We start from the raw sequence: 15,089 nt of genomic DNA on the forward strand, positions 1-15,089 counted from the left end.
TGCAACATGCCGATTTAAGGGTATAAAAAGGACAGCAGTGAGCTGTCCTTTAAAATATCAGCACATCTTTTGTAAATTCTTCTTCAAGTTCCCGTATGACGTTATCCTCATTACTTGTTTGTTGTGTTTGTTCCTCTTTTTTCTCAGTTTCTTTCTTGTCTTTATCCCTGTTCATTAGAAACCTCCGTATGAATGCAGTTTATCGATCGATTCAAAATGACCACTTTTTATTGCTCGTTTTCGATTTCATTTTTAGCATCCTTCTTGTTACGTTCTGTATACCATATCATCTTCACATTTTAATTGTGTCACATCCGCTTTCATACTTTTAGCGATGTCTTGAGTTCTGATGAAATAACATCGTTTTTGATAAAAAACTCCCGAAAGAACCATTTTTTGGATTATTTTCTCTACACATCCGCTAGATTATTCTTTGGGATAACATACAAAAAGGCACAATTTAACATAACGGGTTCGGTTGTTGAGTATAAAATTGAAAAAAGTAATACAAAAAGGAGTTCAATTCGCATATGAATTGGACTCCTTTTATTTGTTGATATATCAATGTTTTATTGAATTTATCACCATTAATCGCATTATAATTAGCAAGTGACTGCTGACCAACAGACAGTATTCCAAATATGTGTTAAAATTGATGCTAATTGGACATAAATTCATTGATGACTTCCCTTTATCGTGTATTTGCCAAAGAAATTCACTTATCTAATGCCCACCATTTTCTTTGTCAAACGGATAAAACAAAATCTCGGAAACAAGCTCGTGAGGAATTTATTCAAGCAGGAGTGGATTTAATCAACTGGGGAATTAACTTTGGTTATGATTACAAGTTCTTTGCAGAAATTGGCTTTTCTGAAACTGGAAGAATTATTTCATACACACCAATTTCATAAGAAAGTCATTTCAGGTGGCAGCAGTCATTATGAATACGCTGATAATTCGATTGAACATCCACTTGCGACAATTGACAGAGGATTTCGATGAATTGATTGTACAACCAATCTTTCATCATTCGAACCAAAGGACATTGCTAATCGTGAATGACAACGCCACAAATACCTTTATCCAGCACATTCGAAGACGGCTATCTATTTTAGAAAGACCATTGATAACAGCTCGTGGTGACGGAAAAAGCTATATCTATTCAAACTTTAACTCAAAGTATGCTCAAATGGCTCTTACCATACTTCGGACTTACTACAATTTTTGTTTAGCATACAAAACAAAGGAGACAGTAGGAACACCTGCTCAACGATTAGGCATTGCAAAAAAACAATTTGATTTAAAAGAAATAATCTATATGCAATAACCTTAAGGGATTTGATATTTTATAGGACCAAATCAGTATACGATTTGTTTTTTATTTTTTGCTGAAATATCAATATTTTTTGACTAAATCCTTTTTAATGATTTTGGTATTTTATGTTAAACTGAATATATAGATTACTCAGAAAATTAGCAAAGGGAAAATTAACCCACGAGGGGGAAGTGTATGAAAAAGTTTTTAATTACATTATTAGTATTAATTGCGTTAGGCATTGGGGGGGATTTTGTTACTGGACTATTTAGTGCTAAACCACCTTTACCAATCATAACTGTTGGAGAAAAAAAGGTAGAAGTGGCACAAGGTTCGTATTGTTGGAATGGATTACTTAATTCTGTTTGTGCCGATACAAGTTCTCCGCCAGAACTCATTAAAAATCAAGAACTAAAACCTGTGATTGTACCACCAGATTCCCAATTGAAAATAGAATTCAAAGATGAGCCTAAAGAAAATACATTAGTAGTAAATAGATGGCTTACAAATGAAAAAACAGAAAATGTTCCAATAAATGATAATGTGATACTATTACCAAAAGAAAAAGGTGTATATGTGTATGATGTTTCAGCGAGATGGGAAAAGGGAGATTCAAGTTATGCCTTTGTAATTGAAGTACGGTAGTAACCTTTTAGTAACAGTCTTAATTGAACAAGTCAATATAATTTTAGTTTAAAACGCTTGGAATAAACCCAAGCGTTTTAATGTGCTTTTTACTTTGTTAAATTTGGTTCGAATTTTGTGCTAATTACGCTGTTATTTGTACTGTTTTTCTTGATTTTGTACTTCTGAACCGAACCCGTTAACTTAACATGCACCTTTTTAGTAAAGTCTTTTATAGAAAAAACAAGTAAAATGAAACCAATACAAAACCGATTACAGCCATGATAACGCAGTATATTTTGGTAGATGTGCGTAAAGCTGTTCCAAAAATTTCTTTTCCCGTCACGGAAAGCATTACCCCCATCGCCAATGCGATAATCATTGCTACTAGCCAAGGGACACCCATCCCATAATTACTTCCGATGAAGGCTCCAACTCCTATGGGGGCGGAGGCTATGGTTGCCCCAAGTATGATGCTGAAAATTCCAAACCCAGCCATCAGCAAGGGAGTAAAAACAGCAATCCCTTCTGGAATATTGTGAAGCATGATCGCAGTCATCATTGGTTTAGTCAATGAATCGTGAGTATTGGCTCCAAGTGCGATGCCTGTTGGAAAATTGTGTAGGGCAATACTGAATGTTAAAAATAGACCAGAATGTACAAATAAGTCTTTTTTAGCGTCATTGGTAATAATGATCACATGATGGGAAACCTTTTCTAGATGCTTATAAATAAAATAACCAAAAATCAATCCGACAATAGCAATAAACCAACCTCCAATTTCTATGCTTTCAGGCAAAATTTCCATCGCGACCAGTCCAAATATCATACCACTACATACTGAAAAAATGGTTGGCGTTCCTTTTTGCCAGCCTTTAAACAACCAAGCAATCACTCCGCCAGATAACATTCCAATAGCAGAAGCAGAAAACCCTAAAAGCCAAAGTGAGTTCATCCATCATCCCCCTTGTACTAAGTTGTCTTTACTTTTATATCTGCCAAACTTATAAAATATGCCTTAAGAAAACAAAAAATCCTCCACCGTGGGAGGATTGTAAAGCCTTCGTTTTCGGAAAAGTGAGGTTTGTTTATTATAAAGGCATTGGAGTTTTAGTTGGTTTTGCGTAACCTTCTTTGTACTTTTCGTCAATGTAGTGGCGAATTTCCTTTATAGACATACCTTCTTGTTTCATTTTAATGGATTCCGCGGCGATTTGTAAGCAAACGCCACAACGAGTACCGTGGTCATTCCAGACAACAGAACCATCTTCATTGATTTTTTTGACAAAGCAATTCATACTACTTTTATGTCCTGCACTCTTCTTTTGTTTGGTTATATTGATTATTTAGCACATAGTTATATTTTTTATAATTCTAAAATAAAAAAAACAGTGATTGCTTAACCTTGACTTAACACAATCAATAAATTTTTTGACGGCTGAAGAGATGTTTTTCAGAGATATTACCGCAATCCCTATGGTACGATAAATGATCTCTTTCTAAATGAATAAAATACAATGTGTGATACACGAAACAAAAGCATTTCAGGAAGTATACTGATTCCAAGATCAGCTTGATTTTCAGCTACTTCATATTTCGATCTTTGGTGGCACTTGATTTTCCTTTAAAATCCGCCTTACATTGTTATCGCTCCCCCACTCTGGCATAATAAACGCTTCTTCTTCCAGTTAGGGAAAGGAAATCATCTGTTGTTCGTGTTCGTGAAAGTGGGTTCATCCGCCAACAATGCAAACTATTATGTCTTTTTTAAAAAGGATGATGTCAAACGATTTAGATGTAGGTAAAGACACAAACACGAAATCTACTGCACCATTCCATTGATCAATATCATTGTAATCCCCTTCTAATAGTCTAATTAGAAGGATGTTGTATCTGGAATTGTTTTATAATTCTGGACAAACTGCTGTGATCAACTAGACAAATAAGAACGAATATGCTATTATCATAGTAATCTTATCCAATTTTTTGGCGGTAATTATCATTTTTTTATACGATTTATCAAAGATTATACACTATTATTAAGTTAACTTACTGTTTTATCATTTTTTTATCCTTCACTTTATATTATGTAAACTTATCAATTTCCCCGAAATCCAGTTTTCGTTTTTCCGCCAAAAGCCGCTGAAATTCCTGTTCAAGCTCTTCGTTTGGCTCAATGCTCAAGCGGCTCAGCACCTCCGCTATTTTCGTCTCGAGTAAAAGCCGCTCGTCTTCTGTCGTATTGCGCGTATCGCGATGTTTTTGCTGCTCATATTGTTTATATGTTCCGTCAAACAGTTGAATTTCTTTATGGCAAATCACCAATATACGTGTAGCGACATTCTCAATGAACCGACGGTCATGGGATACGAAAATGACGGTTCCTTCGTATTCTTGTAATAGCGATTCCAATGCGCTCATCGCTTCAATATCGAGGAAGTTTGTCGGTTCATCTAAAATGAGCGTATTGATATCACTGACGAATAATTTAGCAAGCGCGACTTTTACCCGCTCACCGCCGCTTAAAACTCCTACGGGTTTATAAACATCATCTCGGAAGAAATGCAGCCTTGCCAAGACGGTGCGAATAAGCGTTTCATCTTGTTTCGATGTGGAGCGTACATTCTCCAAAATCGACTGATGAACATCTAAAATATTTAAGTTTTGGCTAAAATACCCCATTTTCACCGCTGGGGAAACTATAATTCCTTCTTCTTGGTCAACGATCTTTTTCACTAAAGTAGTTTTGCCGCTCCCATTCGGGCCGATAATCGCGAGCTTCTCGCCCCCACGTACATGAAAGCTCGCTTTATTCCATAGAACACGTTGGCCGATCACGCCTGCGACCTCTTGCGCTCGAATAATGATTCGATCTTTAAACGTATCCTCGTTAGGCAAGTTCATTTTGATGGGAGCCAGTTCCTTTATTTTTTCCACTTTTTCTAGTTTCTCTAATCTTGTTTCGATGGCTTTGGCTGCTTTTTGCAACTTTTTTTGCTTTTTCGCAAAATACGGCTTCGCCCCGGTGATTTTCGCTTCCGATGGGCTCACCTTCTTTCCGGAAACTTTTGTGGCTCTTTCCGCTTTTCGCTTTTTTAGTTCCAATGCTCTCTCTAGCGCTTGTTTCTTTTTTTCATAATTTTCATAAGCTAACTGTTGCTGTCGGCGTTCCTGTTCTTTTTGTTCCACATAGTCGCTGTAACGCCCTTTATACTCTTTGACCTTCCCTTCATGAACTTCCCAGATGGTGGTGCAAAGCGCATCGAGAAACGCCCGGTCGTGGGATACGAGGATAAACGCTCCCTTCCATTGCTGTAACTGCTTTTCTAGCCATTCGATATGCTCTTGATCTAAATGGGTCGTTGGTTCGTCCGCCAACAAAAGCTCCGGGTCTTTAGTCATCAAATCGCGAATATAGGCTTGTGTCACTTCTCCGCCGCTTTTCGCAGTGTCCATCTGCTTTAACTGTGGCAACAATTCGCATCGAGCATGGCGAACCACTCTTCTCTTTTCTGGGGCAATCATTCCTGCCAATATGTTTAACAATGTCGTCTTGCCGCTGCCATTACGCCCCACTAAGCCGATGCGGTCATTTTTATAAATGGTCAATCGATCGACATCAAGTAATAACCGGTCTTTCACATAATGTTTGATATTGAACGCTTCTAGAAGAATCATATGATCATCCCCATTTTTGATTTTACGGGGACAAAAAAGCCCCCTATCCATTTTCAGAATAGGAGGCACAACTATAGCAGGACGCCAAAAAAAGAGACTAACTCCATTTGGGTATACCTCACTATAAACGTGCAATCCTATTCTGAAAACGTTAATTGAAGGCAGCACAAAGAAAGCAGCACATTCATCTGTCTGCAAAAAAACCACCTTCAATTAATGTCTTTTCAAAATAGGATTAGCACTTCATGTTCGAGGATTCACCCTTCCGTTCGCATTATTTAAATTTATTCTATATAATATATCAAAAATTGTCAATTCATAAATAAAAAGGGCCCAACGGTTCTTCCTTACGAACAGCTGCCATCTCCTCCGCCAAACCCGTCGGAATGACTTCCCGAATCGAATGATCCGCACTTAGAGGAGGGAGAATTTGAATGGGTCCAAGAAGAGTCACAATAATACGTGTGGTGATTCTTCTGACTGTTGTGTAAATCATTTACGTTAGGTGGACATCGACTTGCATTGATCGTAAAGAAAGGGAAAAACAACACAAAACCAATTAATTGCTAAACATCCGATCAAGCCTCTATGAGCCCTCTTTTCCATCCTATTCTCATCCGTTCGCTAAGTTGCATTCCATTCGCGGAAAAAGGAAATGAAAGCAGCACATAACATTGTGCAACGTATGTCACACAAAGAGTTTGCTTCGCCGACTCAAGAAAGCGGTGAATTTGCGGCATGTTGCCACCTTATTTTCATTTTTATGACGTTCTTTGGATGTTTTCACTCCGTTCATTCAAGCTTACAAAATTCGGATCGTTAGCGCAAAGCATTGCTTAGTTGGACATTGTTTTGATCCTCTTTTGTTTGCTTGTAGGGTAAATGGGCATAATTGCTTAACCAACCGGTGATGATTTGTCGTTCGCAACCGATTGACTGAGAAGCGGGCCGTCGCCTCTTTTCTCATACAATCTAAACATTTAACTTCACTTAAATATTTAGATTGTTTTATAATATAAATACAAAACCTTACCATAACGAAGGTGATGTCAGATGGACGATATCAAGGCTTTGTATTTGGCCATTAAAGAAAAAAACGATGCAGTGACCGCGTTTTTGCTGCAAGAGATTCGTGCGATGCTCGGCGCTGAGTATCAAGACTTAACCCAAAAGCAAGTGATGTTGCTGGAGTTATTGAGGCATCAAACCATGACGATCAATGAAATTGCTGAGTCCTTTTCGATGACTCCGAGCGCCGCCAGCCAGCTCGTCCGAAAGATGGAGGAAAAAGCCTATGTTCGCCGGGACATCAATCCTGCTGACCGTCGTGAAATTATCGTGCGCCTAGGCCAAGCCGGTCAAGCGTATCATAAGAAAATGGATGAAGTGGAATTGCATTTAATGGAGAAATATTACGGGAAACTTCGCCGAGAGGACTTAGAGAAGTTGAAGGAAATCAATGATAAACTGTATGATCTCATCATGAAAGAACATCGGTCGTAATCCCTTCTTCTTTCAGGAAGGGATCTGCATAATATTTAAGTAAATTTAATAATTAAGATTGTTTAATTATTAAGGAGGAACATTTTATGAACCAAACTCAGAGCGTTCATTATATGCGGTTTATCACTGCTTCTGTATTGGCTGTGTTCATTCTTTATGTAACGGTACGAAAACATGTTCATGTTTTCGAAAATTCGTCTGTGCTATTGTTGCTTGTCACCGTTTTTCCACTCTATTTAACCGTTGTTTACCGAATGACCATTGGGCGGGTGAAGTATTCATGGAAAGTATGCGTGAGCGTGGCTGCATCTGGGCTCGGTATCTTGTATTGGATCATTCCCGCTCCGCTTCGTGAGCAATACAAGGTGATCAAATATGTTTTTTTCGTAATGGAAGGCGGGATCATTCTAATCGAATTATGGATCGCTTGGTATATCGTTCGAAACCTCGGAGCACTCATTCGCACCTTTCGCGCTGAAAAAACGAACCATTTTTATTTTTTAAGCACCTATGTGCATACCATTGAAGCCGTGTTCAAGCGTCCGGTCTTTTTGCTGCGCCTCCTCACAACAGAGGCCGCTGCTTTGTATTACTTAACATATCGCAAAAAAACACGCCAATTGTCATTGCCATATCCCACCTATTCCTATCATGAGAAAACGGAATATTTTGGTTTCTTTTTAATGCTCGTGCATGCGATGCTGATTGAAATTATTGCTGTTCATATTTTAGTGATGAGATGGAGTGAAATCGCTGCTTGGGTGGTCACGTTTTTTGATGTGTACTTCCTGCTCCTTCTTATTGCCGATTATCGAGCGATTACCCTATCCCCGGTCGTGTTGGCGCCTGATAAACTCCATATCCAATTGGGCATCCGCAGTTTTGTCGAAGTGGAATACACCAACATTGAACAGATCACAAGGGAAGTGACCGCGAAACAAAAACGAAAAAAAGAAACTGATGCTTATTCAGTGACGTTGCCTAGTTTTTTTGAAGAAGAACCAAAACTAGAAATCCGCTTGAAGCAGCCGGTGGAAGTGACAGAACTGTTCGGCCGAAAAAAAACGGTGCGAAAGCTATATGTTACGGTCGATGACATCCATGGCTTTTATGACAACTTGTTGGAAAACACCAAGCGGTGGCTTCACATGAATAAAGAAATCGGCTCCGCGAATCCGCGATGAGCCGATTTTTTTGATTCGACTAACCTTTTTTCATCATGTAGTGCTCCATGGCCTGCTACAGCCATTGTCCCTCTTTCTTTGTGAAAGGAGACGGCATCCAGTTGAGCACTTCGGCATCTCGCCCCATCTCCTCCACACGTTCAAGTTGTCCAAGCGTTTGCGTCATATCGGAACCAACAAACGTCAACCATATACTGTTCGATTCATGTTTTCACCTCTGGATGACCCACAGGAGTGCCTGGCGACTGCTTTGTTTTTTGGATCAGGTGAACCCATTCTTGATCTATAGCCATCATCTCTGCCTCGGACTGATGACATAACGACTGGATCAGTTCTTTCGGCACATATTGTTCGAGCCACTGCCGCTGTTCTTTCTCCGTTTGCAAGTTATGGATGAGGTTCATCATCATCCCAACGAGAAGAACCCCATCGTTTTTATATGTAGTTCAATAGTTCACGCGGCGCAAAATCATTGATGTTCTGCAATTCTTTCTTACTCCACCATTTTACCTGTTGCCATGCCTCCTTTTCCTCTTTCGTCATATTTTCGAACGATAATCTAGTGTCCGATGGAATCACAATTTTGTAATAAATCTCACGACTAATAAAAGGACCTTGTTTCCCTTCGATCCATACATCCAGTTGGAATAGGGGCTCGCCGAGAAGGTCGACAACAATGCCTAGTTCTTCGTATAACTCCCTTTTTAACGCTTCCGCCGGCGTCTCGTTTTCTTCAATCCCTCCCCCTGGAGTCACCCATAACACTTTGTTTCCTACCACATCCCGAAATTCAAATCTCTGAAGAAGAATTTCATTCCGTTCATTGATGATTACGGCTCTAGAACATTTGCGTATGTTCATGAAACGCTGCCCCCTATATCAATGATCATTTTCAGCTAGACAAAGTCATCAGTCTCATGGTGAGAGAATCGTAGCATGGCACTCGCGATGCATAGAATTCCATCGCATCCTCCATTGTCTTTCATTATTGTTCTCGCAACAAAATCCGGGGTTTTGGCTATCAAATCGTGGATATAGGCCTGTGTCACTTCTCCGCCGCTTTTCGTAGTGTCCATCTGCTTTAACTGTGACAACAATTCGCATCGAGCATGGCGAATCACGTTTCCTTTTTCTGAGGCAATCATTCCGGCCAATATGTTTAACAATGTCGTCTTGCCGCTGCCATTACGTCCCACTAAGCCGATGCGGTCATTTTTATAAATGGTCAATCGATCGACATCAAGTAATAATCGGTCTTTCACATAATGTTTGATATTGAACGCTTCTAGAAGAATCATATGATCATCCCCATTTTTGATTTTACGGGGACAAAAAAGCCCCCTATCCATTTTCAGAATAGGAGACACAACTATAAAGACTCATATTCACCCGTGGTGCTAGTTGAGTTTTAACACTCAACTAGCCTAAGAACAACAAGCGAGTAAGCCAGTAAAATACCATCCAGTGCCGTTTCAAATCCAGAAACCGAGTTCGCTCGAATCTCGGTGATCCGATACGAATCGACTAAAATCGAAAACACGGTTTCAATCACTTTGCGTTTTCGTTTCATCCACTGTTTCCATGCGTCGGATTGGAGAATTCGCTGATTTTTTCGAACGGGCGTCCAAAAAGCGACTCGATGCTCTTCGTACAGCTTCTTTTGCAGTTTTTGGCTGATATACCCTTTGTCACCTAGGTTATATGGATGTGGAATTTGCGTCATGACGGTTTCAGCGGCCACCCGATCGTGACAAGACGCTTCAGTGACGACATATCCCATCGGAAGCCCTTGGTCGGTGACCTGCAGATGAAGTTTCAACCCATAGAAAGCGATCTTTTTCGAAGCACAATAGCCAATATCCGCAATTCCACGAAACCGTTTGGCGCGATACATTCGGGATGAATGACACAGCTCGATCGGCAAACTGTCCACGACCGCATACGCATGGTGTTGTCCACGCTTGGCCAGCTGGTGCCGCATCCACTTGATCGCAAAGCCAAGCGCTCGGCAGCGACGGTTGTATCGAGAACGTTCAGGGAACAAGTCCTTGGAAAACAAATTCCCGATCACAAACCGGTGCCAAGCCCGTTCGGAAGTGAAGCCTAACAACTTTCCAAGGACATGGACGGCGATGATGACCTCGTCCTTCTGTTTCAACAAATGAAGATTTCGACGTTGAAGATGAATCTGGATACTCGATAGTTGAGCTGATACAAAACACAAAATCGATACATATTGTTTTTGAAGTTTGGCTCGATCTGTTGTAAAATGAAAGTGCTCTTGCATGTGAATTCTCCTTTTAAATGTTTGGTCGCACTTTCATTTTAAGGAGATCCTCATGCAAGGGCTATTTTTATGCTTGTCTGATTTTATCTAGCACCACGGGTTCATATTCATTCACTATCCCATCCCTTTATTCCCCCGTATTGCTGTTACAGACCACTTAATCGATTTCTTTCAATTTTCCTCTTTTAGCGGGTAACAACAGGTACTGGGCCAATACATATACGGGAAAAAAGAGAAGAATAAGCTCATTAAAAAACGCTGTGTCAGCCCTTTATTTAAACAAGCGGTCATGGCCAATCGTTATACATTCACTCCACATGCAAATATTGTTTTAAATCTCTTTATTTCCTCCCATAATGTATACGTTCTCGCTCTCGGTTAAATTCTTCATGCAATTTCCCTTGTTCGTATTCCATCAAATAATTTAATGTCTGCTCAATGGCTGCTATTTTCATTGTTATTAATATATCCGAAGAAGTATCATCGTCATCTAATAATGTTCTCTTGTATTTCTCTAGTTCCAAAAGGCGCTCCATTATTTCTTTAAATCCTCTAATGGTCTTTTCATCCTTGTAAATAAAATCACGTTCGAAATCAATATCCTCTAATTCCTGTTTATATTTGTTAATCGTGTTATCACGCATTTGTCTTGCAAAATCAGCTTTCCTTTGAACCGGACCAAAACGAAATTTATTTCTCCATGATAAAAATGTACTTTTAGGCACGCCTAACTCGCTTGCTCCTTCCCAAGGAACAACATCTCTAATCACGCAAAGTTCATACATAATCTCTTTCAACGGCTTACCGTACTTTTTTTCTACAATTTCTTGATAATCTTTATTTGTCATCATTGGAATCACATCCTTATTGTGAGTTTTTCGCTAAATGTAAAAACGCTATTTCAGGAGCTAGCAGGTGCCAAGCACAGTCCCTTCCTACTCATCTTTTACCCTTTTATGAACTTCTTCTTCCGTTAGGTCAAATATATTGCAATATCGGCAATGCTCATTCCTTTTGCAATCTTTTTTTCGCATTTTTCAATTCGATTCGTTCACTTTCAGTATAACCCTTTTTGCTTAACAGCGCAGCGGCGATCGAGTTGTCAATGCGAATATACCATCACACAAACGGCAATGCCCTTTCATACTGCGAACGCGGATGAATCAGCCCGCGGTTATGGAAAGTAGAGCTCAAATCGGCGTAATGAATCGTTATCGGCAAACGTGTCTTCAACATGGAATGAATATGCATAAACGATAGCTTATATACATCAGAAACAATCTCATGAACCGACAGACTATTCGTTTTTTGAACAATTTTTACAAGTTGAGCCATGCCTACAGACTCTCTCGGATCTGTCGCACATAAATACGCCGTGTTTCCTTTTGAATAGTATATTCCTTGCTTTGTCACCCATTTTTTATTTGAATAAATAGCCATTCTTCTTCGCGGTTTTTTTATGATTTCTACAAAATCAAAAGGAATTTGAAATGATCGCAAATAAGCTTGCAAAAAATCTAGATCCTCCCGACAAATACCATCGCGGTGAAAAGTAATATGCCGCGGCTTTGCTCCATAGGTTTGTTCGTAGCTGTATATGCTTTCATTCACAATCTCTTCCATTGTGGAATTAGCGATTATTTCCCCTGCTTCCGCCGTGGCAACTGATTTCTGTTTAATGATTTTTCCATCGCGTCCAATCACCTGAATGATCCCAGAGGCGTGCTTTCCGTACTCATGGCTGACATCCAAGCCAATGAAGCAATCTGAATGCATCGGGCTGGCCAAGATCCAAGGCTGAACTCCTGCCTTGGCATAAATCCCTAGCAAAATATTATAGTAAGTGAAAGATATTATTTTCCGTAACTAAAGAAGAAGTGAATCCAACAAATTGCGTCATTAAGTCTTCTTTTCCGCCAAATTCTTTTTTAATCGTAACGTAGGCGCGATCAATATTTTCTTCTGTTCCAATAACCACGACGACCGTTCCGCGGAACTGGTCAGTAATGGATTTCAAATGATACGACAGGTTATCTTGTTTCAAAAAGTCTTTGGGCAATTGACCGTATAGTTGACGCGGCTGATCAGAAACATTAAGCTTTACTCCAAGTGCTTCAGACATTGATTCTAGCTTTTTTACAAAACACCCTACTTCTTTTCGCTTTTGTGGGTCATAGTTCAGCTGTGGATCGACGAAATAGCTGACGGTTACATTGCTCGGTTCATACACTCCCGACTGCTTAAGCCCCCTATAAATCTCATTTGTTTTATATCCTTGTCCAAACTCCATTATCGGGGAATCAAGCTCATTAACATCATAGCCTAGGTTAACCGCCCGTACATTTTCTTTTTGGAACGTCAACACTTGCTGTTGACTAAGCAAGCGGAACGCTTCTGTATAAAGCTTAAACATTTTTTCATGCGGTGACAGCTTAATCAGGCGATTCACTTTCTTCGTCATCGATGGCGGCAATTGCTCGTATGAACAAGTTAATTTTAGCAAATGGGGCAAATATGGAAGAAGATGACCGTCTCTGTTTTTTACATGTACGACCGGTGTTTTTTCATGAACCCCTTTTAGCTTCCACAGTTCATTTTTTTCTAAGTGAGCATTTTGCATATTTTTTGACCCAAGAGCCATAAGGATTTCAAAGACACAAAAAAGGACTTCACCCCTAAAATGTAGAATTTTTGAAGTGACGAAACCACAAAAATTCAAAAGGAGCATTCCTGTTAGAAGTTTTTTCGGGGACTTGAATAAAAAAAGCCCTCTTGGTATGATTCGGGGGTGTCAATCGGATGAATTGACCCCTAATTTGGATACCAAGGAGGACTATACATGAATTCTATCTCAAACAAGAAGATTAATCAAGTCACCGATCAAACGCTCGTCGTTGGCATGGATATCGCGAAAAAGAAGCATTACGCCTGCTTTGTGGATGAGCGAGGGAGGGTGTTAAAAAAGCCGTTTCCCGTTCTGCAATCGAGAGAAGGATTGGAATGGTTGTACCAGTGCATCGTGGAAGCCATGAAGGAATTTGGAAAAACCGAGGTGATCGTTGGCATCGAGCCAACGGGACATTATTGGCTGAATCTCGCCTATTTTCTTGATGAGAAAGGCATCCCTCTCGTCATGACAAACCCGATGCACGTGAAGCGCTCCAAAGAGCTGGACGACAATCTTCCAACCAAGCATGATGCGAAAGACGCGCTCGTCATTGCCCGGTTAGTGAAAGACGGCCGATTCAGCTATCCGCGCATTCTGAAAGGGATGGAGGCCGAACTGCGCGTTGGAGCGACATTTCGCTCCAAATTGGTGGAAGAACAGGGAGCGATTCGAAATCAAATGATTCGCTGGCTTGATCGATATTTTCCGGAGTTTTCCCAAGTCTTCCCGTCATTTGGGAAAATGGCGCTCGCGGTGCTGGAATATACGCCATTTCCGAGTGATCTGGCAGGAAAAGAGCTAGAAGAGGTTCTCGCCCTTTACCGGCAAAGTGAGGGATTACAATCGCCACAAAAACCGAAAGCGAAGAAGTTGATGGAATTGGCCCAACATTCCATTGGCGTAACGGAAGGACAACAGATGGCCCGTATCGAAATTGCCACGCTTGTCCGCCGGTACCGCCAACTGGAAGAAGAAATCGAGGCACTGACAGAGCAGCTGATCGAACTCGTACAGACATCGGTCGAGTACGAATGGTTGAAGACCGTTCCGGGCTTAGGCGATGCGACCATCGTAGAACTGTTATCAGAGATCGGGAGTTTCTCCCATTATCAGGATCCGCGGCAGCTTATCAAATTAGCGGGCCTGACGCTGCGGGAACATTCCTCCGGCCAACACAAAGGGCAAAAACGGATCTCGAAGCGTGGAAGAAGGCGGTTGCGCGCCCTCCTCTTCCGCGTGATGATGCCGATGATCCGCCACAACGAAGCGTTTCGGCAGCTGCACGACTATTACACGACACGTCCTGATAATCCGTTGCGGAAGAAGCAATCGATTGTGGTGTTATGCGGAAAATTATTGAAGGTATTGCACGCTGTATGTACGAAGCACCAAGCGTTCGATGCGAAGCGAATGATGCAGGACATCTTTGGCCTCGAAACGGCTGCTTGATGCCTATAGTCTCGATTCTCTAGACAACAAGGATGACACGGAGAAGCTGGCGCGATATCATCCATTCGACCTTGAGTCCCTAAAGGAGCTTAGCCGGCCTCTGCCTGATGACTAGACCGAACGAAGGAATGTAGGCACAAGGATGCCAAGAGACATGGGAGGGTTCGTCATCATCAGCGATGCAGAGATCCACGGTGCATCCCATACGCTTCCCCCACTACAACCAAATTTAACCAGTAGTGGCCGCGAAGCGTACCCAGTCAATGTAAGATATACACATATTTAAGAAATAATGTTAGAAACTTTGTCGAAAAATATTTTTTTGACACCCCTGAAACGACTACAACCGTTGATATATCAACATTTATAGAGGGAGGAAGT

Annotated in this window: 13 protein-coding genes and 3 pseudogenes; 5 read left to right on the top strand and 11 right to left on the bottom strand. The window is 40.7% G+C overall.

The window, feature by feature from the left end; genetic code table 11:
• Positions 1 to 49 precede the first annotated feature (49 nt).
• Positions 50 to 175 (bottom strand): hypothetical protein, encoded by a 126-nt coding sequence (locus ACTVDO_RS16145; RefSeq protein ID WP_256368158.1) that lies wholly within the window; start codon positions 173 to 175, stop codon positions 50 to 52.
• Between the two features lie 499 nt (positions 176 to 674).
• Between ACTVDO_RS16145 and ACTVDO_RS16150 the strand changes: the two are divergent.
• Both ACTVDO_RS16150 and ACTVDO_RS16155 read left to right on the top strand, forming a co-directional pair.
• Positions 675 to 1,327: pseudogene (locus ACTVDO_RS16150) on the top strand (insertion element protein); the annotation flags it as partial.
• A gap of 183 nt (positions 1,328 to 1,510) precedes the next feature.
• On the top strand, positions 1,511 to 1,960 hold the full coding sequence (locus ACTVDO_RS16155; protein ID WP_015374825.1) for a hypothetical protein: 450 nt from the start codon (positions 1,511 to 1,513) through the stop codon (positions 1,958 to 1,960).
• Positions 1,961 to 2,171: 211 nt separating this feature from the next.
• Here ACTVDO_RS16155 and ACTVDO_RS16160 read toward each other — a convergent pair whose 3' ends face one another.
• The 3 genes and pseudogenes from ACTVDO_RS16160 to ACTVDO_RS16170 form a co-directional block, all read right to left on the bottom strand.
• The gene (locus tag ACTVDO_RS16160; RefSeq protein ID WP_062677327.1) at positions 2,172 to 2,894 is read right to left on the bottom strand and encodes a ZIP family metal transporter; all 723 of its coding nucleotides are present in this window, start codon (positions 2,892 to 2,894) and stop codon (positions 2,172 to 2,174) included.
• A 136-nt stretch (positions 2,895 to 3,030) separates the two neighbouring features.
• Positions 3,031 to 3,261, bottom strand: a pseudogene (locus tag ACTVDO_RS16165) (PCYCGC motif-containing (lipo)protein); the annotation flags it as partial.
• A 763-nt stretch (positions 3,262 to 4,024) separates the two neighbouring features.
• Positions 4,025 to 5,617: a Vga family ABC-F type ribosomal protection protein gene (locus ACTVDO_RS16170; RefSeq protein ID WP_442901873.1), complete on the bottom strand. Its 1,593-nt coding sequence runs from the start codon at positions 5,615 to 5,617 to the stop codon at positions 4,025 to 4,027.
• 1,053 nt (positions 5,618 to 6,670) lie between these two features.
• Here ACTVDO_RS16170 and ACTVDO_RS16175 point away from each other — a divergent pair.
• On the top strand, positions 6,671 to 7,120 hold the full coding sequence (locus ACTVDO_RS16175) for a MarR family winged helix-turn-helix transcriptional regulator (protein WP_014195805.1): 450 nt from the start codon (positions 6,671 to 6,673) through the stop codon (positions 7,118 to 7,120).
• Between the two features lie 86 nt (positions 7,121 to 7,206).
• Positions 7,207 to 8,304: a hypothetical protein gene (locus tag ACTVDO_RS16180; RefSeq protein ID WP_442901868.1), complete on the top strand. Its 1,098-nt coding sequence runs from the start codon at positions 7,207 to 7,209 to the stop codon at positions 8,302 to 8,304.
• A gap of 203 nt (positions 8,305 to 8,507) precedes the next feature.
• Here the strand turns inward: ACTVDO_RS16180 and ACTVDO_RS16185 are convergent, their stop codons facing one another.
• From ACTVDO_RS16185 to ACTVDO_RS16215, 7 genes and pseudogenes are all read right to left on the bottom strand, one after another.
• Positions 8,508 to 8,714, bottom strand: coding sequence for a hypothetical protein (locus ACTVDO_RS16185; protein WP_081157494.1), 207 nt, complete (start codon positions 8,712 to 8,714; stop codon positions 8,508 to 8,510).
• A 25-nt stretch (positions 8,715 to 8,739) separates the two neighbouring features.
• Entirely contained in the window at positions 8,740 to 9,165 is a 426-nt protein-coding gene (locus ACTVDO_RS16190; protein ID WP_442901869.1) for an NUDIX hydrolase, read from the bottom strand.
• Between the two features lie 137 nt (positions 9,166 to 9,302).
• Positions 9,303 to 9,602: pseudogene (locus ACTVDO_RS16195) on the bottom strand (ATP-binding cassette domain-containing protein); the annotation flags it as partial.
• Between the two features lie 110 nt (positions 9,603 to 9,712).
• Positions 9,713 to 10,591, bottom strand: coding sequence for an IS982-like element ISGth1 family transposase (locus ACTVDO_RS16200; protein ID WP_020959851.1), 879 nt, complete (start codon positions 10,589 to 10,591; stop codon positions 9,713 to 9,715).
• A gap of 341 nt (positions 10,592 to 10,932) precedes the next feature.
• The gene (locus ACTVDO_RS16205) at positions 10,933 to 11,442 is read right to left on the bottom strand and encodes a hypothetical protein (protein WP_020959850.1); all 510 of its coding nucleotides are present in this window, start codon (positions 11,440 to 11,442) and stop codon (positions 10,933 to 10,935) included.
• Positions 11,443 to 11,710: 268 nt separating this feature from the next.
• Complete coding sequence (locus ACTVDO_RS16210; RefSeq protein WP_442901870.1) at positions 11,711 to 12,421, bottom strand: Piwi domain-containing protein; 711 nt, start codon at positions 12,419 to 12,421, stop codon at positions 11,711 to 11,713.
• Between the two features lie 4 nt (positions 12,422 to 12,425).
• A complete protein-coding gene (locus tag ACTVDO_RS16215; RefSeq protein WP_442901871.1) occupies positions 12,426 to 13,310 on the bottom strand; it encodes a hypothetical protein in 885 nt (294 codons plus the stop codon).
• Positions 13,311 to 13,430: 120 nt separating this feature from the next.
• On the opposite strand from ACTVDO_RS16215, the gene ACTVDO_RS16220 reads away from it, so the two are divergent.
• The gene (locus tag ACTVDO_RS16220; protein WP_442901872.1) at positions 13,431 to 14,708 is read left to right on the top strand and encodes an IS110 family transposase; all 1,278 of its coding nucleotides are present in this window, start codon (positions 13,431 to 13,433) and stop codon (positions 14,706 to 14,708) included.
• Positions 14,709 to 15,089: the final 381 nt, after the last annotated feature.

Origin of the sequence: Geobacillus sp. BK01 (assembly GCF_052220245.1) — a bacterium.
Classification (GTDB): domain Bacteria; phylum Bacillota; class Bacilli; order Bacillales; family Anoxybacillaceae; genus Geobacillus.

Coding starts and splice junctions, on each gene's coding strand:
- ACTVDO_RS16145 (WP_256368158.1), bottom strand. CDS start 175: ATGAACAGGGATAAAGACAAGAAAGAAACTGAGAAAAAAGAGGAACAA.
- ACTVDO_RS16155 (WP_015374825.1), top strand. CDS start 1,511: ATGAAAAAGTTTTTAATTACATTATTAGTATTAATTGCGTTAGGCATT.
- ACTVDO_RS16160 (WP_062677327.1), bottom strand. CDS start 2,894: ATGAACTCACTTTGGCTTTTAGGGTTTTCTGCTTCTGCTATTGGAATG.
- ACTVDO_RS16170 (WP_442901873.1), bottom strand. CDS start 5,617: ATGATTCTTCTAGAAGCGTTCAATATCAAACATTATGTGAAAGACCGG.
- ACTVDO_RS16175 (WP_014195805.1), top strand. CDS start 6,671: ATGGACGATATCAAGGCTTTGTATTTGGCCATTAAAGAAAAAAACGAT.
- ACTVDO_RS16180 (WP_442901868.1), top strand. CDS start 7,207: ATGAACCAAACTCAGAGCGTTCATTATATGCGGTTTATCACTGCTTCT.
- ACTVDO_RS16185 (WP_081157494.1), bottom strand. CDS start 8,714: ATGATGATGAACCTCATCCATAACTTGCAAACGGAGAAAGAACAGCGG.
- ACTVDO_RS16190 (WP_442901869.1), bottom strand. CDS start 9,165: ATGAACATACGCAAATGTTCTAGAGCCGTAATCATCAATGAACGGAAT.
- ACTVDO_RS16200 (WP_020959851.1), bottom strand. CDS start 10,591: ATGCAAGAGCACTTTCATTTTACAACAGATCGAGCCAAACTTCAAAAA.
- ACTVDO_RS16205 (WP_020959850.1), bottom strand. CDS start 11,442: ATGATGACAAATAAAGATTATCAAGAAATTGTAGAAAAAAAGTACGGT.
- ACTVDO_RS16220 (WP_442901872.1), top strand. CDS start 13,431: ATGAATTCTATCTCAAACAAGAAGATTAATCAAGTCACCGATCAAACG.